This is a genomic window from Vibrio sp. MED222 (assembly GCF_000153005.1).
Classification (GTDB): Bacteria; Pseudomonadota; Gammaproteobacteria; order Enterobacterales; family Vibrionaceae; genus Vibrio; species Vibrio tasmaniensis_A.
The window spans coordinates 374,558-396,426 of the sequence record NZ_CH902608.1 but is presented as its reverse complement, the minus strand read 5'-3'; the positions used below and the strand labels follow the sequence as shown (position 1 = coordinate 396,426).

At 44.6% G+C, this 21,869-nt stretch carries 21 protein-coding genes; 18 read left to right on the top strand and 3 right to left on the bottom strand.

Going from position 1 to position 21,869, the window contains the following annotated elements; genetic code table 11:
• Positions 1-892 precede the first annotated feature (892 nt).
• From MED222_RS08825 to pgpA, 14 genes are all read left to right on the top strand, one after another.
• Positions 893-2,182: an NCS2 family permease gene (locus MED222_RS08825; RefSeq protein ID WP_009847476.1), complete on the top strand. Its 1,290-nt coding sequence runs from the start codon at positions 893-895 to the stop codon at positions 2,180-2,182.
• Positions 2,183-2,266: 84 nt separating this feature from the next.
• Positions 2,267-2,731, top strand: coding sequence for an oxytetracycline resistance phosphoribosyltransferase domain-containing protein Tet(34) (tet(34), locus tag MED222_RS08830; protein WP_009847475.1), 465 nt, complete (start codon positions 2,267-2,269; stop codon positions 2,729-2,731).
• Positions 2,732-2,820: 89 nt separating this feature from the next.
• The gene (gene frsA / locus MED222_RS08835; RefSeq protein ID WP_009847474.1) at positions 2,821-4,074 is read left to right on the top strand and encodes an esterase FrsA; all 1,254 of its coding nucleotides are present in this window, start codon (positions 2,821-2,823) and stop codon (positions 4,072-4,074) included.
• 143 nt (positions 4,075-4,217) lie between these two features.
• On the top strand, positions 4,218-4,607 hold the full coding sequence (gene crl / locus MED222_RS08840; RefSeq protein WP_009847473.1) for a sigma factor-binding protein Crl: 390 nt from the start codon (positions 4,218-4,220) through the stop codon (positions 4,605-4,607).
• A 76-nt stretch (positions 4,608-4,683) separates the two neighbouring features.
• A complete protein-coding gene (gene proB, locus MED222_RS08845; RefSeq protein ID WP_012604650.1) occupies positions 4,684-5,868 on the top strand; it encodes a glutamate 5-kinase in 1,185 nt (394 codons plus the stop codon).
• A 66-nt stretch (positions 5,869-5,934) separates the two neighbouring features.
• Complete coding sequence (locus tag MED222_RS08850; RefSeq protein WP_009847471.1) at positions 5,935-7,185, top strand: glutamate-5-semialdehyde dehydrogenase; 1,251 nt, start codon at positions 5,935-5,937, stop codon at positions 7,183-7,185.
• A gap of 156 nt (positions 7,186-7,341) precedes the next feature.
• Positions 7,342-7,791 carry a transcriptional regulator NrdR gene (nrdR, locus tag MED222_RS08855; RefSeq protein ID WP_004734394.1) on the top strand — a complete coding sequence of 150 codons (450 nt, stop codon included), beginning with the start codon at positions 7,342-7,344 and terminating at the stop codon, positions 7,789-7,791.
• A gap of 40 nt (positions 7,792-7,831) precedes the next feature.
• Positions 7,832-8,926, top strand: a complete 1,095-nt coding sequence (ribD, locus tag MED222_RS08860) for a bifunctional diaminohydroxyphosphoribosylaminopyrimidine deaminase/5-amino-6-(5-phosphoribosylamino)uracil reductase RibD (protein WP_009847470.1) — start codon at positions 7,832-7,834, stop codon at positions 8,924-8,926.
• A gap of 84 nt (positions 8,927-9,010) precedes the next feature.
• Positions 9,011-9,667, top strand: a complete 657-nt coding sequence (locus MED222_RS08865) for a riboflavin synthase (RefSeq protein WP_009847469.1) — start codon at positions 9,011-9,013, stop codon at positions 9,665-9,667.
• A gap of 108 nt (positions 9,668-9,775) precedes the next feature.
• Complete coding sequence (gene ribBA / locus MED222_RS08870) at positions 9,776-10,885, top strand: bifunctional 3,4-dihydroxy-2-butanone-4-phosphate synthase/GTP cyclohydrolase II (RefSeq protein WP_004734397.1); 1,110 nt, start codon at positions 9,776-9,778, stop codon at positions 10,883-10,885.
• Positions 10,886-11,165: 280 nt separating this feature from the next.
• Positions 11,166-11,636, top strand: a complete 471-nt coding sequence (gene ribH, locus MED222_RS08875) for a 6,7-dimethyl-8-ribityllumazine synthase (RefSeq protein ID WP_004734398.1) — start codon at positions 11,166-11,168, stop codon at positions 11,634-11,636.
• Positions 11,636-12,103, top strand: coding sequence for a transcription antitermination factor NusB (gene nusB, locus MED222_RS08880; RefSeq protein WP_004734399.1), 468 nt, complete (start codon positions 11,636-11,638; stop codon positions 12,101-12,103). Before ribH ends, nusB begins: the two co-directional genes overlap by 1 nt.
• A gap of 115 nt (positions 12,104-12,218) precedes the next feature.
• A complete protein-coding gene (thiL, locus tag MED222_RS08885; protein WP_009847468.1) occupies positions 12,219-13,193 on the top strand; it encodes a thiamine-phosphate kinase in 975 nt (324 codons plus the stop codon).
• Positions 13,193-13,699, top strand: coding sequence for a phosphatidylglycerophosphatase A (gene pgpA, locus MED222_RS08890; RefSeq protein WP_009847467.1), 507 nt, complete (start codon positions 13,193-13,195; stop codon positions 13,697-13,699). Before thiL ends, pgpA begins: the two co-directional genes overlap by 1 nt.
• 191 nt (positions 13,700-13,890) lie before the next feature.
• Here pgpA and dxs read toward each other — a convergent pair whose 3' ends face one another.
• From dxs to xseB, 3 genes are read right to left on the bottom strand one after another with little or no spacing between them, the layout of a single operon-like run.
• Positions 13,891-15,774 carry a 1-deoxy-D-xylulose-5-phosphate synthase gene (gene dxs / locus MED222_RS08895; protein ID WP_009847466.1) on the bottom strand — a complete coding sequence of 628 codons (1,884 nt, stop codon included), beginning with the start codon at positions 15,772-15,774 and terminating at the stop codon, positions 13,891-13,893.
• 21 nt (positions 15,775-15,795) lie between these two features.
• The gene (gene ispA / locus MED222_RS08900) at positions 15,796-16,680 is read right to left on the bottom strand and encodes a (2E,6E)-farnesyl diphosphate synthase (protein WP_009847465.1); all 885 of its coding nucleotides are present in this window, start codon (positions 16,678-16,680) and stop codon (positions 15,796-15,798) included.
• A 20-nt stretch (positions 16,681-16,700) separates the two neighbouring features.
• Entirely contained in the window at positions 16,701-16,943 is a 243-nt protein-coding gene (gene xseB, locus MED222_RS08905; RefSeq protein WP_004734405.1) for an exodeoxyribonuclease VII small subunit, read from the bottom strand.
• Between the two features lie 298 nt (positions 16,944-17,241).
• Between xseB and pomA the strand changes: the two genes are divergently transcribed.
• The 4 genes from pomA to MED222_RS08925 all read left to right on the top strand — a co-directional run.
• Positions 17,242-18,006 carry a flagellar motor protein PomA gene (gene pomA / locus MED222_RS08910; RefSeq protein ID WP_009847464.1) on the top strand — a complete coding sequence of 255 codons (765 nt, stop codon included), beginning with the start codon at positions 17,242-17,244 and terminating at the stop codon, positions 18,004-18,006.
• 11 nt (positions 18,007-18,017) lie between these two features.
• Entirely contained in the window at positions 18,018-18,965 is a 948-nt protein-coding gene (locus MED222_RS08915) for a flagellar motor protein MotB (RefSeq protein ID WP_009847463.1), read from the top strand.
• Positions 18,966-19,351: 386 nt separating this feature from the next.
• Positions 19,352-20,800, top strand: coding sequence for a tRNA uracil 4-sulfurtransferase ThiI (gene thiI / locus MED222_RS08920; RefSeq protein WP_009847462.1), 1,449 nt, complete (start codon positions 19,352-19,354; stop codon positions 20,798-20,800).
• A gap of 668 nt (positions 20,801-21,468) precedes the next feature.
• Positions 21,469-21,869 (top strand): LysR family transcriptional regulator (locus tag MED222_RS08925; protein WP_009847461.1); only part of this gene is annotated, 401 nt, incomplete at its 3' end.

Here is a 21,869-nt window from a genome sequence, read left to right as displayed (position 1 = left end):
CTATCTGATCATAAATAAGCGCGTTGATGCTTATAAATGGTACAGGCAAACGTTTGTTTAACTCTATTTTGTAATTTAATTACAAAATAGAGTTTGTAAAATAACCGTAAATAGCCAAAAGTGTGACGCATAGCAAAAAATGCTTGTAATCTTTTTTCTTTAGGGTATATTAATAACCAACTTCTGAAGTGAAGAGTAAATGCTCAAAGGATGAGTCCGTTTTATCGCCTCCAAGGAACCGAGAAATCAAATTCGTTTTTTATTGATTTATTAAGGTGATAGTTATGAAAGGTTTACCATCTGCAATGTTCTGGATTAACAGCTCTGTTTACACTAGCAACTTTGCATACCCTACAAGCTTTGGTTACTAATACCACAAGCATGTAACTCGAACAGTTTTGTTCACCCCTATATATTGGAATTATTTTACAGCCCTTTTGGTTGACAGATTCTACCGCCACTCAGTTTTGAGTGGCGTTTTTTTTGCCTGCTACTTTTCCAAACCGCTTTCGCTTATCACTTTTCCTGCTGTTCTGCGTGGTTGTTTTTTAAACGCCGAAATATCAATTTGCGCCTTATTACTGATCCTGTTGAAAAATACATAACTATTGTGGGTTTGAATTCGGAATTTATTAGCTAGATTCTCAATGAAAATAACTGATGGTTTAAAAAATGGCCAAGTACTTTCATCGCATTTATCTTACTTATCTTATTGTTTTTAATCGTTACTTTATCTTTCAGTCTTCATTTTTAATCGCTCTGTTTCATACGGCATTCTGATAAAGATCGATTAGAGCCTTAATTCTATCTGGAATTTGTTATTTGATAACTTTATAATCCACAGCCAATCGATTACGCAACCGTTTACTTTTTACCCTTATAGGATTCGATAATGTTCGAAAAGCTATTCAAACTCAGTGAAAATGGCACCAATGTGCGCACTGAAATCATCGCAGGTCTAACAACCTTCCTAACAATGGCTTACATCATTTTTGTAAACCCAATGATTCTAGCTGATGCTGGTATGGACCATGGCGCTGTATTTGTAGCAACCTGTTTAGCAGCTGCTATTGGCTGTTTCATCATGGGCTTTGTTGCTAACTACCCAATTGCTCAAGCTCCAGGCATGGGTTTGAATGCATTCTTTACCTACGCTGTTGTAATGGGGATGGGTTATACGTGGCAAGTTGCTCTGGCAGCGGTTTTCGTATCGGGCGTGATCTTCATCTTCTTAAGCATCTTTAAGATCCGTGAATGGATTATCAACTCGATCCCAATGTCTCTGCGTGTTGGTATCTCTGCAGGTATCGGTCTTTTCCTAGCGTTTATTGCTCTTAGCAATGCTGGCATCGTTGTTTCTAACCCTGCAACGAAAGTTTCACTGGGTGACATTACCGCGATTGCTCCTATCCTAGGTGCGCTTGGTTTCTTCCTTACGATTGCTCTTGTTCACCGTGGCGTGAAAGGCGCAGTAATGATTGCGATTCTAGCTATCACAGCTGTTGGTATTGTTATTGGTGACGTTCAATACGGCGGCATCATGTCGACACCACCAAGTCTTGCACCAACATTCATGCAGCTTGATTTCTCTGCTGTATTTGAAATCGGTATGATTTCAGTAGTATTCGCTTTCTTGTTCGTCGATTTATTCGATACAGCGGGCACTCTGGTTGGTGTTGCAACGAAAGCAAACCTAATCAAGGAAGACGGCAAATTGCCGCGCTTAAACAAAGCACTGCTTGCTGACTCTACAGCAACATCTATTGGTGCATTGTTAGGTACATCAAATACAACCTCTTACGTTGAGAGTGTTGCGGGTGTAGCAGAGGGCGGTCGTACTGGTCTAACAGCGGTTGTTGTTGGTATCTTGTTCCTACTGGCTCTTTTCTTCTCACCGCTTGCCGGTATGATTCCAGCCTACGCAACATCAGGTGCATTGTTCTATGTAGCAATTTTGATGATGTCTGGCCTAGTTGGTATTGATTGGCGTGATCTTACGGAAGCAGCCCCAGTCGTGGTAACATGTCTGCTTATGCCGTTGACATACTCTATCGCTGAGGGTATCTCACTAGGCTTCATCGCTTACGCTGCAATTAAGCTGCTAAGTGGTAAAGGTCGCGACGTTTCACCTGCTGTGTGGGTAATGTCGGCTATCTTTATTCTTAAATATACTTTCGCTTAATCGTCTAGATTTCTGCTTAATCGCTGAAGAGGCTATGTTTGAAATAGCCTCTAATAACATGACAAAATTATTAGGTTTTATACTATGAGCAACAAATTCGTTATCACTTGGGACAACATGCAGACTTACTGCCGTCAACTTGCTGAAAAGCAAATGCCAGCAGAGCAGTGGAAAGGCATCTGGGCAGTGAGCCGTGGTGGTTTGGTTCCTGGTGCAATCTTGGCTCGTGAGCTAGGTATTCGTCACGTAGATACGATTTGTATTTCTAGCTACGACCACGATCACCAACGTGATATGACAGTCGTTAAAGCACCTGAAGGTGACGGCGAAGGCTTCCTAATCGTTGAAGATCTTGTTGATAGTGGTGACACTGCACGCAAGCTTCGCGAAATGTACCCGAAAGCGAAACTGATCGCTGTGTGTGCAAAGCCATCTGGTGCTGACTTGCTAGACGAGTACATCGTTGATATCGCTCAAGACACATGGATTGAGCAACCTTGGGATACTAGCCTAAGCTACGTTGAGCCGGTAAATCGCAAGTCAAAATAAGCGTAAACTTAGTTTTTTGAGAAATGACCCTTTATAGGGTCATTTTTTTTTATATGATTAGTAACAACCATTTCTTATTAAGTATCCCAATGTCTGAATCAGAAGAAACGAGCTCAAACCTTTCGGAAACCTTGTTTGTAAAGCACAAGCAGGCTAAAGAGACCTCAATGCTGACACAATACATGCCAAGCTCTGAAGCGCTATTGGATGAGAAGCGTGAACAGCAAAACTCATCATGGTACCGAAACCTAAGACGTCTTCAGTGGGTATGGCAAGGCGTTAACCCCATTGAGCAAGAAGCGGTATTGGCTCGCATCGCGTCATCAGATAACTCTCGTACAACCGATGAGTGGCTTGATACGGTCATGGGTTACCGAAGTGGTAACTGGGCATACGAATGGACCAAACTGGGTATGCAGCATCAAAATCGCTCGAACGAGAAGAAGGGTGAAGAAATGGCTGAAGAGCTGTTTTCAGCATCGTTGTGCTTCAGCATTGCTGGCTACCCACATCTCAAGAACGACAATTTGGCGGCTCAGGCTCAAGTGTTGGCCAACGCAGCTTATTCTGAAGCAATTAAGCATACGAAGTTGATCGTCAAACAGATTGATATTCCATACCAAAACAAGAAGATCAAAGCGAACTTGCATCTAACCAAAACAGACAAACCACAACCGGTTGTGATTGTCAGCGCTGGTCTAGATAGCTTGCAAACCGATATGTGGCGCTTGTTTAGGGATTATTTAGCACCAAAGAACATTGCCATGCTAACGGTAGACATGCCATCGATAGGGCACAGTGCACATTGGCCGTTAACAGAAGACTCATCTTGTCTTCACCAAGCTGTCTTGAATGAACTGCCTAATATCCCGTGGGTCGATCACCACAAGGTTGGCTTGTTTGGCTTCCGCTTTGGTGGCAATGCGATGGTGAGATTATCTTTCCTTGAGCAGCATAAGCTTAAAGCGTGTATCTCTTTAGGCGCGCCAATTCACGATATCTTTGTTCATGCCGACAAATTGAAACAGATGCCTAAAATGCATTTAGATGTGTTAGCTTCGCGTCTTGGTAAAGGGGCTGTTGATATCAATAGTCTTTCTGGGCAATTGATGGCGTGGTCACTCAAGGTGCAAGGTTTGCTGTCAAACAGTAAAACCAGTGTGCCTATCTTGGCATTAGCGTTAGAGGGCGACCCAGTATCACCTCCAATGGATAACCAACTTGTTGCTATTTACAGTGATTACGGTAAAGCGAAGAAAATCAAAGCTAAATCAATTACACAAGGTTATGAGCAATCCCTCGAATTGGCGATAAAGTGGCTTGAGGATGAATTATTTAGATGACATTTCTCCTAAATTAGTTAAGCATGAAAAGTGTACAAAGTAAGTACCTGATACTCAGAAATAATTTATAAAATCCAATTGCGTAGTTTCTACGTATAACATTCTGAGTAACGTCATTCTTAACATTGAAATGGAGATTCAATATGTCAGAAGTGACACAACAACCTACGCATTATCGCTTGTTAAATGTTTTAAAGGCTATAGGCCCTTACTTAAGGGAGCCGCAATCAGAAGAAGGCCACTATATTTTTGATTGCTTGTCTGTGTGTGTGAACGATAAAAAATCGCCAGAAGAACGTGAGTTTTGGGGCTGGTGGTTGGAGTTGGATAAGTCGGAAGAAGGATTTTCGGCGAAGTACAACACGGGTAAATACAACATCGATGGTAACTGGGATCCTTTGCCATTACCTAAAAAGGCGATCGCTGAGGTCTCTCGAACTCAAGAAGCCTTTCACCAAAAGCTGGTTGATGAACTTCAAAAGAAATTTGAAATCGGCGTTCAGTTAGACGAAGAGTCTGTCGAATTCGTCTGATTTTAAAGGTTACTCTTCTATATAAAGCAAAAAGGTGCGATTTCGCACCTTTTCTGCTTGTGAATTCCCCTTTTGATTGCTAAAACATCACCTCTTATTTGTTTTATCCATAAAAGACTTCATGACAACAAATCATCAAAGCGGGACAACAACACAGCGTAAAACTGTCGTTGTTAAACTGGGTACCAGTGTCTTAACTGGTGGAACATTGGCATTAGACCGCGCTCATATGGTTGAGCTGGTTCGTCAATGTGCTGAATTAAAAAAACAAGGCCACTCTGTGGTTATGGTTTCGTCTGGCGCAATTGCAGCCGGACGGGAGCACCTTGGTTACCCCGCACTTCCCAACTCTATGGCAAGCAAACAATTGCTTGCGGCAGTTGGGCAAAGTCAGTTGATTCAAGTTTGGGAGTCTTTGTTTGCTATCTATGGCCTTAAGATTGGCCAGATGCTACTGACTCGTGCTGATCTCGATGATCGGGAGCGTTTTCTTAATGCACGTGACACGATCAATGCGCTTGTTGAGCACGATATTATTCCGGTAGTAAACGAAAACGATGCAGTAGCAACCAACGAAATTAAAGTGGGCGACAATGATAACTTGTCGGCCTTAGTGGGTATTTTGTGCGGTGCTGATAAGCTTTTGCTATTAACGGACCAAAAAGGCCTGTTTACGGCTGACCCTCGTAAAGATCCAAATGCTGAGCTCATCAAAGAAGTAAAAACTATTGATGACACACTGCGTAAGATCGCAGGCGGAAGTGGTACTACGTTAGGTACTGGCGGCATGGCGACAAAACTGCAGGCAGCTGATATTGCTCGTCGTGCGGGTATTGAAGTGATTATTGCTGCGGGCAGTGCTGAAAATGTGGTGTTTGATTCATTGAGTGACAACCCACAAGGCACGCGTTTCTTGCCTTTAGCGGAAGCGCTTGAAAACCGTAAACGTTGGATTCTAGCAGGCCCAGCTTCTGCAGGTGACATCGTAGTCGACGATGGAGCGGTGAACGCAGTTAACACTAAAGGTAGCAGCTTGTTGGCGAAAGGGGTTGTTCGAGTTAAAGGCGAATTCTCTCGTGGTGAAGTCACCCAAGTCACAGACAGTAAAGGCAAAGTCATTGCACGTGGTATCGCCAGTTATTCAAGCCAAGACCTAGCAAAAATTGCAGGCAAGCACAGTAAAGATATTGGCGACATTCTTGGATACGATTACGGGTCAGAAGTCATTCACCGTGACGACCTGGTTGTAATCCAAGAGTAGCTCGTGATGATAAGGCGAATCGCCTTTTTACATCCAAAGACAGACAGAATTTAGGGAGAGTTAAACGTGGATTTAACTAACATGGGTATTGCAGCAAAAGACGCTGCTTTTCACCTGGCGACCGCATCAACGGCGCAAAAGAACAAAGCATTGGCGATCATCGCTGATGAGCTAGAAGCAAACGCGGCAACGATTCTAGAAGCGAACGCGAAAGACATCGAACTTGGCCGTGAAGCCGGTCTGACTGACGCACTGCTTGATCGTCTACTTCTCAACGAAGAGCGCTTAACCGGCATCGCTAACGATATTCGTAACGTGATTAGCCTGAACGACCCTGTGGGCAGCGAAATGGACAGTAAGGTACTGGAAAACGGTATGTCACTGTCTCGCCGCCGTGTGCCACTTGGTGTGGTCGGTGTTATCTATGAAGCGCGTCCAAACGTAACTATCGATATTGCAGCACTGTGTCTGAAAACTGGTAACGCAAGCATCCTACGTGGCGGTAAAGAGACGTTCTTCTCGAACATGGAACTGGTTAAAGTTATCCAGTCTGCATTAGAGAAAGCTGAGCTTCCTGCCGCTTCTGTGCAGTACATCGAGAAACCCGATCGTGAACTTGTCTCTCAACTGCTTAAACTGGATGACTACGTGGATATGATCATTCCTCGTGGCGGTGCTGGCCTGCACAAGATGTGTAAAGAGAACAGTACTATTCCAGTTATCATCGGTGGTTTCGGTATCAGCCATATCTTTGTTGATGAGAGCGCTGATCTTGAGAAGTCTGTTGATGTTGTCGAAAACTCAAAAGTTCAACGCCCATCAGCGTGTAACTCGTTAGATACATTGCTAGTGCATGAAGTCGTTGCTGAAGCTTTCCTAACTAAGCTGAAACAGCGTTTAGCAGGTAAGGTAACCTTGGTTGCTGACGTCAGTGCAAAATCACTGCTAGCAGATTTTGAAGACCAACGTGATGCGGTTGAAGGTGACTTTGACACTGAATGGCTAAGCTACACGTTAGGCGTGAAAGTGGTAGCGGATGTGGCAGAAGCGATTGACCACATGCGCGTACACAACGCGAGTCACTCAGATGCGATCATGACTAATAGTCTAGAGAGCTCAGAGCGTTTCATTAACTCTGTTGGTTCTGCGGCGGTTTATGTGAATGCATCAACACGTTTCACTGATGGCGCACAGTTTGGTTTAGGCGCTGAAGTCGCAGTATCAACCCAGAAGCTGCACGCTCGCGGCCCAATGGGCTTAGAAGAACTTACAAGCTACAAATGGGTAGGTAAAGCGAACTATTTGATTCGCGGTTAACGCTGGTCGTTAATTTTACTCCTCAGCTCATTTTTGAAATGGCGATCGAGTAGCAATAATCAATGAATCACCACACAAAAGGGCCTTAATTGGCCCTTTTTCTTTCCTAACGTTTGGCAATTCCGTTACACTGATATTCAATTATTTGGAGGTGATATGCATTGTCCTTTTTGTTCAGAGAACGACACTAAAGTAATCGATTCAAGACTGGTAGCCGATGGCCATCAGGTTCGTCGTCGCCGTCAATGCCTTGCATGTAGTGAACGTTTTACGACTTTCGAATCGGCAGAACTTGTGATGCCGAAAGTCATAAAGTCGAATGGAAACCGCGAACCATTTAATGAAGATAAAATGGTGGGTGGTGTACAGCGCGCCCTAGAAAAACGCCCAGTGAGTGCTGATGCGATTGAACTTGCGATCAGTACGATTAAGTCACAACTCCGTGCAACTGGTGAGCGTGAAGTACCAAGCGAGATGATTGGTAATCTTGTGATGGGTCAATTGAAAGAATTGGATAAAGTGGCGTACATTCGTTTTGCCTCTGTTTACCGCAGCTTTGAAGACATCCGAGAGTTTGGCGAAGAAATCGCTAAATTAGAGGATTAACGCCTCAATCATGTCAAACTTTACTCCCCTAGATTTTCAAATGATGTCGCGTGCTATTCAGTTAGCAAAACGCGGCATTTACACCACTGCACCCAACCCGAATGTGGGTTGTGTCATCGTACAAACCGACGGTCAGATCGTTGGTGAAGGTTTTCATGCCAAAGCCGGTGAGCCTCATGCTGAAGTACATGCTATGCGAATGGCGGGCGACAAAGCAAAAGGTGCGACTGCTTATGTCACGCTAGAACCTTGTTCTCATTACGGTCGAACGCCACCTTGTGCGGAAGGTTTGATTAAGGCTCAAGTAGCCAAAGTGATTTGTGCTATGCAGGACCCAAACCCAAAAGTTGCAGGTCGTGGTATCAAAATGCTACGCGACGCAGGCATTGATGTTGAAATCGGTTTATTAGAGCAAGATGCTCTCGACTTGAACCCTGCATTTATCAAGCGTATGCAAACGGGCATGCCATTCGTTCAGTTAAAGATGGCGGCTAGCCTTGATGGGCAAACGGCATTGGAAAATGGTCAAAGCCAGTGGATCACATCGCCAGAAGCGCGTCGTGATGTTCAGAACTACCGAGCAAAGTCAGGCGCTGTGCTATCAACTAGCCAGACGGTGATTGACGACAACGCGTCGTTGAATGTTCGTTGGGCAGAGTTGCCAAGCAGTATCAAAGATCATTACGCTGAAGACGAGCTGCGTCAGCCGATTCGCGTGATTCTTGATCGTCAAAATCAACTGCGCCCTGAGCTCAAGTTATTCCAAACTCCAACATCGGTATTGAGAGTCGCTGAAGCGTCTGCTGATATTGAAGTCGGAACCACAGAGGTAGGTCAGCTCGATTTGCACGATCTGATGCGTCAATTGCCAGCGAACCATATTGATCATATTTGGGTCGAAGCGGGCGCGACATTGGCCAAGAGCTTGATTGAAGCACGGCTAGTGGATGAGCTAATCCTCTATTTAGCGCCTAAACTTATGGGCAGTGACGGACGAGGTTTGATGGGCGCATTAGGGCTCACTTCAATGTCTGATGTGATTGACCTAGAAATCAAAGATGTTCGACAGGTTGGTGTGGATATTCGCATCGTCGCGAAGCCTATTATTGCGAAATCAATTGCGGCTAACCAATAGTCGCGAAATAAATCGTGACGAAACCACAGTAGAAATAGTTACTCCAACTACATACGTGTTGTTGACAACAAAAAGAGTTTTAAAATGTTTACAGGAATTGTAGAAGCCGTAGGTACATTGAGTGCAATCACTCCCCGCGGAGAAGACATCACCGTAACGGTTAATGTTGGTCATCTTGATATGGCTGACGTTAAGTTAGGCGACAGTATCGCGACCAATGGTGTGTGTTTGACGGTCGTTGAGTATAACGATCACAGCTACAGTGCAGACCTTTCGCTTGAGACCCTGAAAAAAACGGGTTTTGTCGATTACCAAGCCGGCGACAAGGTCAACCTAGAGAAAGCAATGTTACCGACCACGCGTTTCGGTGGTCATATCGTATCGGGTCACGTTGATGGCGTGGGTGAGATTGTTGAGCGTAACCAAGTCGGTCGTGCGATTGAGTTCTGGGTAGAAATGCCTGCAGAGATCTCAAAGTACGTAGCTCAAAAAGGTTCAGTCACTGTTGATGGTATTAGCCTGACTGTGAATGATTTACGCAAGAATGCCTTTAAGTTGACTATCGTTCCTCACACCTCTTCAGAAACCACCATTGATCAATTCAATGTTGGTCGTAAAGTGAATCTAGAAGTCGATGTATTAGCGCGTTATATGGAGCGTCTACTGCAAGGCCAGCAGCAAGAGTCTGAGCCTGAATCTCGATTAACGATGGAATTCTTACAGCAGAATGGTTTTGCCTAATCGTTGGTACAAAGTGTGTTAAGCGAGACTTTGTAAAGCGAAGCAATATCATCAGGTTTAAATAGTGTCGGTTCTAGGAAGCAGAACCATTTCAAAGGATATAGAACAATGCCAATTAGTACTCCTCAAGAAATTATTGAAGACATTCGCCTAGGAAAAATGGTTATCCTGATGGATGATGAAGATCGCGAAAATGAAGGCGATTTGATCATGGCAGCAGAACATGTCACGCCAGAAGCGATTAACTTCATGGCGATGTATGGCCGTGGCTTAATTTGCCTAACGTTGACCAAAGAGCGTTCAAATCGCATGGGTCTAGCACCTATGGTTCAAGACAACAACGCTCAGTACACGACGAACTTTACGGTTTCAATTGAAGCTGCTGAGGGCGTAACAACGGGTATTTCTGCGTCAGACCGCGCTGTTACCGTTCAAGCGGCTGTGGCAAAAGATGCGAAAGCGGCTGACTTAGTTCAACCTGGTCATATCTTCCCTCTGACAGCTCAAGAAGGTGGCGTTCTAACACGCGCAGGCCACACTGAAGCAGGCTGTGATTTAGCTCGTCTAGCAGGCTGTGAGCCAGCATCTGTTATCGTTGAGATCCTAAATGACGACGGCACCATGGCACGTCGCCCTGATCTTGAAGTCTTCGCTGAAAAACACGATATCAAACTAGGCACCATTGCTGACTTGATTGAATACCGCAACAACACAGAAACGACGATTGAACGCGTAGCACAATGTCATTTGCCAACAGAGTTTGGTGACTTTGAGCTTGTGACTTACCGTGACACGATTGATAACCAGATCCACTACGCGATGCAAAAAGGCGACTTGTCTGTAGGCGCTCCTCTAGTACGTGTTCACCTGCATGACACGTTTACCGATCTGCTTCATTCAGACCGTGGTACTGAGCGTAGCTGGTCACTAGATAAAGCGATGAAGCGCATTGGCGATGAAGGCGGTGTGTTGGTTATTCTGGGCAACGAAGAGTCGTCTGATTCTTTGATTCACAAAGTGAAGACATTCGAAGCGCAAGACAAGAACGAGCAGCCAACTATGGCGAAGAAGCAAGGTACCTCGCGTCGTGTTGGTGTCGGCTCTCAGATTCTTCAAGACTTAGGCGTACACGATATGCGTCTGCTTTCTTCAAGCACTAAGCGTTACCACGCATTGGGTGGTTTTGGTCTTAACGTTGTTGAGTATGTTTGCGAGTAAGTCGACATATCTCTGTTTATAGCAACATAATTTACCGATGATTCCAGTAGCTCTTTTGGTGATTAGTTTTGCCAAAAGAGCAAAGTAGTTAAGCCCGATTCAAAACGTGTTAAATACACGAGCTTGACTACTGGTTGCTCCTATATGGTTGAGAGCCGTGCTGCGTTATCATCTTTACATCTCCGGTGTCTGTTCTTCTAAATTAGCATTAGATATTGCTCACAGTTTTGTGCTAGAATCCGGCGATTCTCACTTGATGAAAATAGTTAAAGGAAGGCTTATGAAAGTGATCGAGGGTGGCTTCCCAGCGCCAAATGCAAAAATTGCTATCGTTATTGCTCGTTTCAACAGTTTTATTAACGAAAGTTTACTTTCTGGTGCAATCGATACTTTAAAGCGTCATGGACAAGTAAGCGAAGACAACATCACTGTTGTTCGTTGCCCTGGTGCAGTAGAACTTCCACTTGTAGCGCAACGCGTTGCAAAAACAGGTAAGTTCGATGCGATTGTATCTCTTGGTACAGTAATCCGTGGCGGTACACCTCACTTTGACTATGTTTGTAGTGAATGTAATAAAGGTTTGGCACAAGTGTCTCTGGAGTTTTCGCTTCCAGTAGCGTTTGGTGTTCTTACTGTTGATACGATCGATCAAGCTATTGAACGCGCAGGAACCAAGGCTGGTAATAAGGGTGCAGAAGCCGCACTTAGCGCACTTGAGATGATCAACGTTCTTTCTGAAATCGATTCCTAATGGGGGCCAGTGTGAAACCAGCCGCACGTCGTAACGCACGTCAATTTGCTCTACAAGCAATTTATTCTTGGCAAATTACTAAAGAAAATATTGCTACCGTTGAAGAACAGTTCTTATCTGGTGGTAAGTATGATGAAGAAGAGCATCATGCCGCAGAACCTGCTCTAGCTATGCCAGAAACAGACGTTGCATACTTCCGCGACCTACTAACTGGTGTTGCTCTTAGCCACATGGAACTTGATAGCAAGCTTCGTCCATTCGTATCTCGCCCTATGCAAGATTTGGATTTGATGGAACTAGCGCTTCTACGTTTAGCTATGTACGAGATGACTCGTCGCGAAGATGTACCATACAAAGTGGTTATCAATGAAGCTATCGAGCTTGCGAAAGTATTCGCAGCAGAAGACAGCCATAAGTTTGTTAACGGTGTGCTTGATAAAGCTGCACCGCACGTTCGTAAGAAATAAGACGTTCGTATATTGAATCTAAAGGTCAGCTTTTATGCTGGCCTTTTTTGTAACTAAATTTCTGTAATATCAATAATTACGGTGATTTGTATGAAGACTAAAGATAGGGCATGTGATGTCTGGCGAATTTAACCTGATTGAAAAATATTTTGTAAATCGACAACCACAACGTAAAGACGTACATCTGGCTGCTGGCGATGACTGTGCTTTGGTCAAAGCGCCAAGTAATGTTCAGATAGCGATTAGCACGGATACTTTAGTTGCGGGCACTCACTTCTTAACAGAGGCGAATCCGGCATGGGTAGCACACAAGGCGTTGGCTTCGAACATTAGCGACCTTGCGGCGATGGGTGCGACGCCTGCCTGGGTTTCATTTGCGTTAACCATGCCAGAAATCGATGAAGAATGGCTTGCTCCCTTCTGTGATTCCTTCTTCAAACTTGCAGACTATTTTGGTATTCAACTTATTGGTGGTGACACGACCAAAGGGCCGCTGAGTTTAACGCTGACTGTACAGGGCTTTGTGCCAGAAGGCCGAGCACTACGCAGAGATGGCGCGAAAGTGGGGGACTGGATTTACGTAACGGGTAACTTAGGTGACAGCAAAGCTGGGCTAGAGGTGATATTAGACCCAGAACAGAACAAAGCTAAGCCTTATGCACTTGAGTTAGAAGAGAGGCACTACATCAGCTCTCCACGAGTATTGGCGGGGCAGGCGCTCGTGAACCTAGCTTCATCGGCTATTGATATCTCTGATGGCGTTATTGCCGATTTAAAACACATCCTTAAGCGTTCTCAGGTCGGTGCAAGCATTGATGTGAGTGCGTTACCAATCTCCGCTGAATTACTTCAATTCTCTTCTGATACCGGTTCTGCACAGCAGTATGCATTGACCAGTGGTGAAGAGTACGAACTCTGCTTTACCGTGCCGGAAGAGAATAAAGGTTCATTGGAAAGTGCTTTGTCGCACACAGGTACAAAAGTCACCTGCATTGGCCAGATAAGACCTGTAGAATATTTTGAATTACACAATAATGGTGAACCACTAAGCTGGAACTTAACTGGTTACGATCACTTTAAGGTTAATTGATGACAAATCCACTTTCTCTTATTTCTCTTAAAAATCCTTGGCACTTATTGGCTACGGGTTTTGGCAGTGGCTTATCGCCGATTATTCCAGGCACAATGGGCACGCTTGCGTCGATTCCATTTTATCTATTGCTGGTTCAGTTACCGTTTCCTGCTTATGTCGCAGTAGTGGTTGTTAGTTGTATTATCGGTATCAAGATCTGCCAGGTGACATCTGATGATATGGGTGTACACGACCATGGCTCTATCGTATGGGATGAGTTTGCGGGCTTTTGGATCACCATGGGCCTAGTGCCTTTATTGAATATCCCTACGGATGACTGGAAATGGTTATTCACTGGTTTTGTTCTATTTCGCTTTTTCGATATGGTGAAGCCTTGGCCTATTGGCTGGCTAGATAAACGAGTACACGGCGGCTTAGGTATCATGATTGATGATATCGTGGCGGGTATTATGGCGGCTGTTGCCTTGTACGCAGTGGCACATTTCGCGGGCTGGTTAGTTTAAGTTAGCTAAAGGATTAAGACTTAGTTGCAAGCACATTAAGCTAAGTCTCGGATACTAAAAAGGTTGACCCTAGGGCCAACCTTTTTTGCTTTTATTGCTTTTATTGCTTACGATTTTAGAGCTTACGAGCTTACGAGCTTACGAGCTTACGAGCTTACGAGCTTACGAGCTTACGAGCTTACGTGTTAAGGCTATTTAGCAAGATAGTCAGAGATCGACTTCTCAATGCCTTTCGCATCTAAGCCAAGCTCTTCATGCAGCTCATCCTGTGTTCCTTGAGCAATAAACTTGTCTGGGAGGCCAAGATTCAATACTGGCATCAGTAGTTTCTCTTGCATCAAGAATTCAATCACACCCGCGCCCGCACCACCTGCTATTGCGTTTTCTTCGATAGTAACAAGTACATCGTAGTCTGCAGCAAGTTGTTTGATCAAAGCTTCATCGAGTGGCTTCACAAAGCGCATATCAGCCACTGTCGCATCGATAGCGTCTGCGGTTTGAAGTGCACTCTCAAGGAAAGTACCGAAGCTTAGGATAGCGACTTTCGAGCCATCTTTTGCTTTTTTGCTTTCGCGAACGATACGACCTTTACCAATCTCTAGCGCAGTAAACTCACTTTGAATCTCGGTGCCCATACCATTACCACGAGGATAACGAACGGCACTTGGACCTGTGTGCTGGTGGCCAGTGTATAGCATTTGGCGACATTCGTTTTCGTCGCTTGGTGCCATGATCACCATGTTTGGAATACAGCGCATAAAGCTTAAGTCGAACGCACCTTGGTGTGTTTGACCATCGGCGCCAACAAGACCTGCACGGTCAATAGCGAACATAACCGGTAGATCCATGATAGCGACATCGTGGATCAGTTGATCGTAGCCACGTTGTAAGAACGTCGAGTAGATAGCCACAATCGGCTTATCACCCGCAATCGCCATACCCGTTGCTAGTGTCACTGCGTGCTGCTCAGCAATCGCTACATCGAAGTACTGTTCTGGGTATTCTTTCGAGAAACGCACCATGCCAGAACCTTCACGCATTGCTGGCGTAATTGCCATCAGCTTAGGATCTTGCGCAGCCATATCACACAGGAAGTCGCCAAAAATCTTAGAGAAAGTTGGTTTCGAGCTGGTGCTCTTAGGCAGACTTGAGTGTGCGGGATCGAATTTCGGAACGCCGTGGTAACCTATTGGATCTTTCTCTGCTGGCTCGTAGCCTTTGCCTTTCTTGGTCATGATATGCAGGAACTGAGGGCCTTTTAGGTCTCTCATGTTCTTCAGCGTTTTAATCAGCTCATTCACATCGTGACCGTCAACCGGACCAATGTAGTTAAAGCCTAACTCTTCAAACATGGTGCCAGGGACAACCATGCCTTTTAGATGTTCTTCTGTACGACGAACGAGCTCTTTAATCGGCGGAACGCCCGATAGCACTTTCTTGCCGCCCTCACGAATTGACGTGTAAAGACTGCCAGAAAGAACTTGAGCTAGGTGATTGTTTAGCGCACCGACGTTTTCAGAGATCGACATCTCGTTATCGTTCAGGATAACCAGCATGTCATTGTGAATATCACCCGCGTGGTTCATCGCTTCGAAGGCCATACCTGCGGTAATCGCGCCATCACCAATCACACTGACGACTTTACGGTTCTTGCCCTCTTTCTTCGCACTGATCGCCATACCAAGTCCGGCGCTGATCGATGTTGAAGAGTGACCAACAGAAAGCGTGTCGTATTCGCTCTCTTGCCGCCATGGGAATGGATGCAGTCCATCTTTTTGACGGATAGTCGATAAGCGGTCACGACGACCTGTAAGGATCTTGTGCGGGTAGGCTTGGTGACCAACATCCCAAACCAACTGGTCAAAAGGCGTGTTGTACACGTAGTGCAGAGCAACGGTTAGCTCTACCGTACCTAAGCCCGATGCTAAGTGGCCACTTGACTGGCTCACTGAGTTTAGAAGATAGGTGCGTAATTCATCACAAAGCTGTGTAAGCGTCTCTTTTGGAAGTAGACGCAAATCCTCTGGCTTATCAGCCAAAGCAAGAGTTGGGTACTTGGATATATCAAGAGTCATAGGTAATGCGCGCTTATTGTCTTAGTTCTTGCGCTCGATGACGTATCGGGCGAACTCTTCGAGTAACTGGGTATTGTATGGGATTGCAGCCAAAGCTTGAAGCGCTTCCTGTAGCAGAGTTTGCGCTTTTTCTTGAGCGCCCTCTAAACCTAACAAAGAAGGGTAGGTGCTTTTGTTCAATTCTTGATCAGAGCCCTGTGGTTTACCCAAAGTTTCGGTATCGCTAATGATATCTAAAATATCATCCTGAACTTGGAAGGCTAACCCGATTGCATCGGCGTACTTATCTAATTGAGGCATCACTTCGAACGCTTTTTCGCCAGCAGCTAGAGCACCTAAACGAATCGCACTCTTCATTAGAGCACCAGTCTTGTTACGGTGAACTTCTTCTAACTCCTCTAGCGTGACAGAGCGGTTTTCAGCTTCAATATCAAGTGCTTGTCCAATACACATACCTTGTGCACCAGATGCTTCTGCTAGGCGTTGAATCATTCGAACGCGATTGCTTTCCCCGTCAGCACTTAATGTGCCTTCCGCAAGTATAGTAAACGCGAGAGTTTGTAGTGCATCGCCAGTTAAAATTGCCGTTGCTTCATCGTATTTAATGTGACAAGTCTGATGGCCACGACGCAATTCGTCGTCGTCCATTGCTGGAAGGTCGTCGTGAATCAGAGAATAGGCATGAATACATTCGATTGCTGAAGCTGGAGTGTCGAGTTCTTCCGCAGTGCAACCGAGCATTTCCCCTGTAATGTAGACAAGAAACGGACGTGCGCGTTTGCCGCCTAAAAGTAACCCATAACGCATCGCGTTAATGAGATTCTGATTTTGGTGTGGCAGGCGATCAAGCCAAAGGTTAAGTTGCTCGTTATTACGTGCTTGATAAGACAATAACGTCTCGATCATAGGGGATCTCATACAATTTGTTATTCAGGTTGTGGGTTAAAGTCACTCAGTTCTGCATTTTCATCATTTTGCAGCAGGATGCTAACACGCTGTTCAGCGTCGTTTAGTTTACTTTGACCAGCACGAGCGAGGGAGATGCCTCGTTCGAACTTTTTCAGCGCATCATCTAAAGCTAGATCACCATTTTCTAGTTGATCAACCAAGCCATCAAGCTCTTCGATAGCCGCTTCAAAGCTCATATTTTCAGGTTTCTTAGTAGCCATAATAAATCTGCGTTTGGAAAGATGAACGAACGTTACCCTAGGCCGCTGAGATGGTCAAATGTAACCAAGAATTTTTGCTAGAAAGTTCGTTTTTAAGGCGCTTGAATTTACTTTGATTGAATAACCGTGGCTTTATCGAGTTTATACGCTTTGGATAAGTCCAAAGTAAGCCAATAGTTGTGATTCAAAAACGAAAAGTGTGATACTTAGACGAAGAATTAACTAAAAGATCTTATAGTCTTGCCGATAAGAATATTATCGTCGACGTAGAACTGTAAAAAAGCATGAGGAGTGCTCAGTGGATTTAGCAACCCTAATAGGTTTGATTGGTGGATTTGCCTTCGTAATTATGGCAATGATCCTAGGTGGAAGCCTCGGGATGTTCTATGACACGACATCCGTTTTGATCGTGATTGGTGGTTCAACGTTTGTTGTTCTAATGAAATTCACCATGGGACAGTTCTTTGGTGCGGCAAAAATTGCCGGTAAAGCATTTATGTTTAAAGCCGATGAGCCAGAAGATCTTATTGCTAAAGTCGTAGAGATGGCGGATGCCGCGCGTAAAGGCGGTTTCTTAGCACTTGAAGAGATGGAAATCAGCAACAGTTTCATGCAAAAGGGTATCGACCTATTGGTTGATGGCCATGATGGTGATGTAGTGCGTGCAGCACTGCAAAAAGACATCGCGTTAACCACAGAACGTCACGAACAGGGCGCTAAAGTATTTACAGCTTTTGGTGATGTTGCACCCGCAATGGGTATGATTGGTACCTTGGTTGGTTTGGTTGCCATGCTTTCGAACATGGATGATCCAAAAGCGATCGGGCCGGCGATGGCGGTTGCACTTTTAACCACTCTATATGGTGCAATTCTTTCGAACATGGTGTTCTTCCCTATCGCGGACAAACTTGCTCTACGTCGTGACCAAGAGACACTGAATCGTCGTTTGGTGATGGATGGCGTACTCGCGATTCAAGATGGTCAAAACCCACGAGTTATTGACGGTTACCTGAAGAGTTACCTTAACGAAGGTAAACGTACGATTGATGGTGAAATGGCTTAAGGGGAATAAAAATGGATGAAGAAAATCCATGTAAATGTCCCCCTCCGGGTTTGCCACAATGGATGGGAACATTTGCTGACTTGATGTCATTGTTGATGTGTTTCTTTGTACTGCTCCTCTCATTCTCTGAGATGGACGTACTGAAATTTAAACAGATCGCAGGCTCAATGAAATTCGCGTTTGGTGTACAAAACCGCTTGGAAGTAAAAGACATTCCTAAAGGTACCAGCATTATTGCGCAGGAGTTTCGTCCTGGTCGCCCAGAACCGACGCCTATTGATGTAATCATGCAGCAAACCATTGATATTACGCAGCAAACTCTAGAGTTTCATGAAGGGGAATCTGAGCGTGCTGGCGGTACGATGCGTGATCAGGGCAAGATGACGGGGGGTAAATCAGCAGAGGTTTCTGCGCACAACAACCAAAACTCAGAATCAGATCAGCAGCAACAGCAAGCTCAAGAACAGTCTCAAGAGATGGAAACCTTGATGGAGAGCATCAAGAAGGCGTTGGAGCGAGAGATCGACCAAGGCGCGATTGAGGTGGAAAACCTTGGCCAGCAAATTGTGATTCGAATTCGCGAGAAGGGTGCATTCCCATCAGGATCCGCTTTCCTACAGCCTAAGTTCCGACCTTTGGTGAGACAGGTTGCCGAGTTAGTGAAAGATGTTCCGGGCATTGTCCGAATCTCTGGGCATACTGATAATCAACGTCTTGATTCTGAGCTTTACCGTTCTAATTGGGACTTATCATCGCAGCGTGCGGTGTCTGTGGCTCAAGAGATGGAAAAGGTCCGTGGTTTCTCTCATCAACGCTTAAGAGTGCGTGGTATGGCTGATACTGAGCCAGTAGAGCCGAACGATACTGAATGGCAACGTAGCTTAAACCGTCGTGTTGAAATCAGTATTATGCAGGGCGAACCGCTTTACAGTGAAGAAGTCCCAGTAATCACTGAATAGTATTTACCAAGAATATGCATCCCAAAGCTCAATCTGTCGTAGATTGGGCTTTTTCTTTGTCTGATACACAAAAGGGTTTGTACCAAGCTAGTAAGAGAAGAGAAGAGAAGAGAAGAGAAGAGAAGATAAGAGAAGAGAAGAGAAGAGAAGAGAAGAGAAGATATGGATAAATGAGCTTGGATGAAATCGAGACGATAGTTTGTCACTAAGGTGAGTTTATTAATGGCACCAAAGCACGCACTCTTTTCCTTGTTTGATTTTCTCATGTATAATTCGCGCCCTTAGATTTAATATTGATCTATTATTGCTTCAATAACTATGTGAAATGACCTTTTACGTGGTGATGAACCTATTAAAATTGTGAACCTTATTGGCGTGAAAGTACTATGAAATTTATTGTTAAGCCCCACCCGGAAATTTTTGTAAAAAGTGAATCGGTGCGTAAGCGCTTCACAAAGATTCTAGAACGTAATATTCGTACTATTCTTCAGCGTCGTACTGAGTCTGTGGCTGTCTTCAACCGCCGTGACCATATCGAAGTGACGTCTGAGAGCGACAAATACTTTAAAGAAACACTTGAAGTATTGACGCAAACTCCGGGTATTCATCACTCCCTTGAAGTTCAGCAATCAGAATTTAAAGACCTGCACAATATTTACGAGCAAGTTCTCGAGCGTAGCGGTGCTCTTATTGAAGGTAAGACTTTCTCTGTACGTGCTAAGCGTCGTGGTAAGCATGATTTTACTTCTATCGAGCTAGAACGCTACGTAGGCGGCGGTCTAAATCAAGCGGTTGAATCAGCAAAAGTAAAACTGAAAAATCCAGATATTACCGTTAAAGTTGAAGTCGAGAACGATAAGCTAAACCAAGTTATTGAACGTCATAAAGGCCTAGGTGGTTTCCCTCTTGGTACTCAAGAAGATCTGCTTAGCTTGATCTCTGGTGGCTTTGATTCTGGTGTTTCAAGCTACTTACACATCAAACGTGGTTCTAAAGTGCATTACTGCTTCTTCAATCTTGGTGGCCCTGCTCACGAGATTGGTGTTAAGCAGGTTTCTCATTATCTATGGGATAAATACGGTTCATCTGCAAAGGTGAAGTTCATCTCTATTGATTTTGAACCTGTAGTTGCAGAGATCCTTGAGAACGTTGAAGACGGTCAAATGGGCGTTGTTCTTAAGCGTATGTTCATGCGTGCTGGTGGTATGGTTGCAGAGCGTTTTGGTATCGAAGCACTAGTAACGGGTGAAGCTCTTGGTCAGGTTTCTAGCCAAACGCTAACTAACCTGCGTCATATCGACAACGTGACGGACACTTTGATCCTTCGTCCACTTATCAACTGGGACAAAGAAGACATCATCGACCTGTCTCGTAAGATTGGTACTGAAGACTTCGCTAAAGTAATGCCTGAGTATTGTGGTGTTATCTCTAAGAAGCCAACCGTGAAAGCGAAGAAAGGCAAACTAGAAGCGGAAGAAGCTAAGTTTAACTTCGAAGTGCTGGAGCAAGTGATCGAGAACGCTCGTATTATGGATATCCGTGATATCGAGAAAGAGAGCCAAGAACAGGCACCAGAAGTGGAGCAAGTTCAAGCCGTTGCTGAGCACGCTGTCGTTCTTGATATCCGTAGCCCAGACGAAGAAGATGAAAGCCCGCTAGAGATCGATGGTGTTGAAATCAAACACATCCCGTTCTTCAAGCTTTCAACTCAGTTTGGTGACCTAGACCAATCGAAAGAGTACTTGTTGTACTGTGACCGTGGTGTCATGAGCCGTCTGCAAGCGCTTTACTTGCAAGAACAAGGCTTCCACAACGTTAAGGTTTACCGCCCATAGTGGTGTGTTGACCAACCGTTAATAATTTTGCAAAGCCGCATACTGAAAAGTAAGCGGCTTTTTTATTGTCTATGATGAAGGATTGACAGTAGACAGAGGCATGCGTTTGGACGTGCTATCGTCATGCTCAGCTTTGAAATTTTGGATTGATAGAACTGGTGAGATCTAAACGGGTCTATAAGTACTGAAGAAGTGTGAGTATCTTGAAGTATTCTGTTACTTTTTAGTGCAACTCAATGGTGCTATTTGTATGTGTTCAGTTGTTTATTTGAGTGGGTGTCTGATTCTGTGATTAGCGATGAAAAATAATAAAGATTAATTAGCACAGCTATTGATAAACTTATTGTTACTTTTCTTTGCACATAAAAAAACACCGCCCATAAGGCGGTGTAAACAAATTTGACAGACAGGTCAAAATAAATACAGGAAGTACATGCCTCGTTTCAGTATAGAACTGCAACAAAACATTTGGTAGAACTCTACCCAACTCGAAAAGAACGAGTTTGCAAACACAACATCGCAGGAGCTAAACCAATTGATTCTAGAGAGAATCAAGCCGTTCAGGCTAGCTGCTGCGGGATGAAATATAGAATTTCTCTGGCCGCTAGGCAATGGACAAATTATAATGTTTCAGATAAAAAAAACTAATGCTTATTTAGAGAGTAACTATGTCTCGTCGATTACCCCCATTAAACTCGCTAAGAGTGTTTGAAGCCGCGGCTCGACACTTGAGTTTTACGCGTGCCGCAGAAGAGTTGTTTGTTACTCAAGCCGCGGTCAGTCATCAGATCAAAGCGCTTGAAGAATTCTTATCTTTGAAGCTGTTTCGTCGAAGAAACCGCTCTTTGCTGCTGACTGAAGAAGGTCAAAGCTACTTCTTGGATATCAAAGATATTTTCACATCACTGGCAGAAGCGACAGACAAAGTGCTTGAGCGAAGTGAGAAGGGCGCATTGACCATCAGTTTGCCGCCGAGTTTTGCTATTCAATGGTTGGTACCAAGGCTCGCTGACTTTAATCAGCAAGAACCTGATATTGATGTAAGAATCAAAGCCGTTGATATGGATGA

Bases quoted from the DNA above. Each gene is read 5' to 3' on its own strand.
- pgpA (WP_009847467.1), top strand. From the start codon at position 13,193: ATGACAAATCCACTTTCTCTTATTTCTCTTAAAAATCCTTGGCACTTA.
- nusB (WP_004734399.1), top strand. From the start codon at position 11,636: ATGGGGGCCAGTGTGAAACCAGCCGCACGTCGTAACGCACGTCAATTT.
- ribD (WP_009847470.1), top strand. From the start codon at position 7,832: ATGATGTCGCGTGCTATTCAGTTAGCAAAACGCGGCATTTACACCACT.
- MED222_RS08825 (WP_009847476.1), top strand. From the start codon at position 893: ATGTTCGAAAAGCTATTCAAACTCAGTGAAAATGGCACCAATGTGCGC.
- nrdR (WP_004734394.1), top strand. From the start codon at position 7,342: ATGCATTGTCCTTTTTGTTCAGAGAACGACACTAAAGTAATCGATTCA.
- ribBA (WP_004734397.1), top strand. From the start codon at position 9,776: ATGCCAATTAGTACTCCTCAAGAAATTATTGAAGACATTCGCCTAGGA.
- thiI (WP_009847462.1), top strand. From the start codon at position 19,352: ATGAAATTTATTGTTAAGCCCCACCCGGAAATTTTTGTAAAAAGTGAA.
- MED222_RS08915 (WP_009847463.1), top strand. From the start codon at position 18,018: ATGGATGAAGAAAATCCATGTAAATGTCCCCCTCCGGGTTTGCCACAA.
- thiL (WP_009847468.1), top strand. From the start codon at position 12,219: ATGTCTGGCGAATTTAACCTGATTGAAAAATATTTTGTAAATCGACAA.
- xseB (WP_004734405.1), bottom strand. From the start codon at position 16,943: ATGGCTACTAAGAAACCTGAAAATATGAGCTTTGAAGCGGCTATCGAA.
- frsA (WP_009847474.1), top strand. From the start codon at position 2,821: ATGTCTGAATCAGAAGAAACGAGCTCAAACCTTTCGGAAACCTTGTTT.
- dxs (WP_009847466.1), bottom strand. From the start codon at position 15,774: ATGACTCTTGATATATCCAAGTACCCAACTCTTGCTTTGGCTGATAAG.
- ribH (WP_004734398.1), top strand. From the start codon at position 11,166: ATGAAAGTGATCGAGGGTGGCTTCCCAGCGCCAAATGCAAAAATTGCT.
- MED222_RS08865 (WP_009847469.1), top strand. From the start codon at position 9,011: ATGTTTACAGGAATTGTAGAAGCCGTAGGTACATTGAGTGCAATCACT.
- ispA (WP_009847465.1), bottom strand. From the start codon at position 16,680: ATGATCGAGACGTTATTGTCTTATCAAGCACGTAATAACGAGCAACTT.
- crl (WP_009847473.1), top strand. From the start codon at position 4,218: ATGTCAGAAGTGACACAACAACCTACGCATTATCGCTTGTTAAATGTT.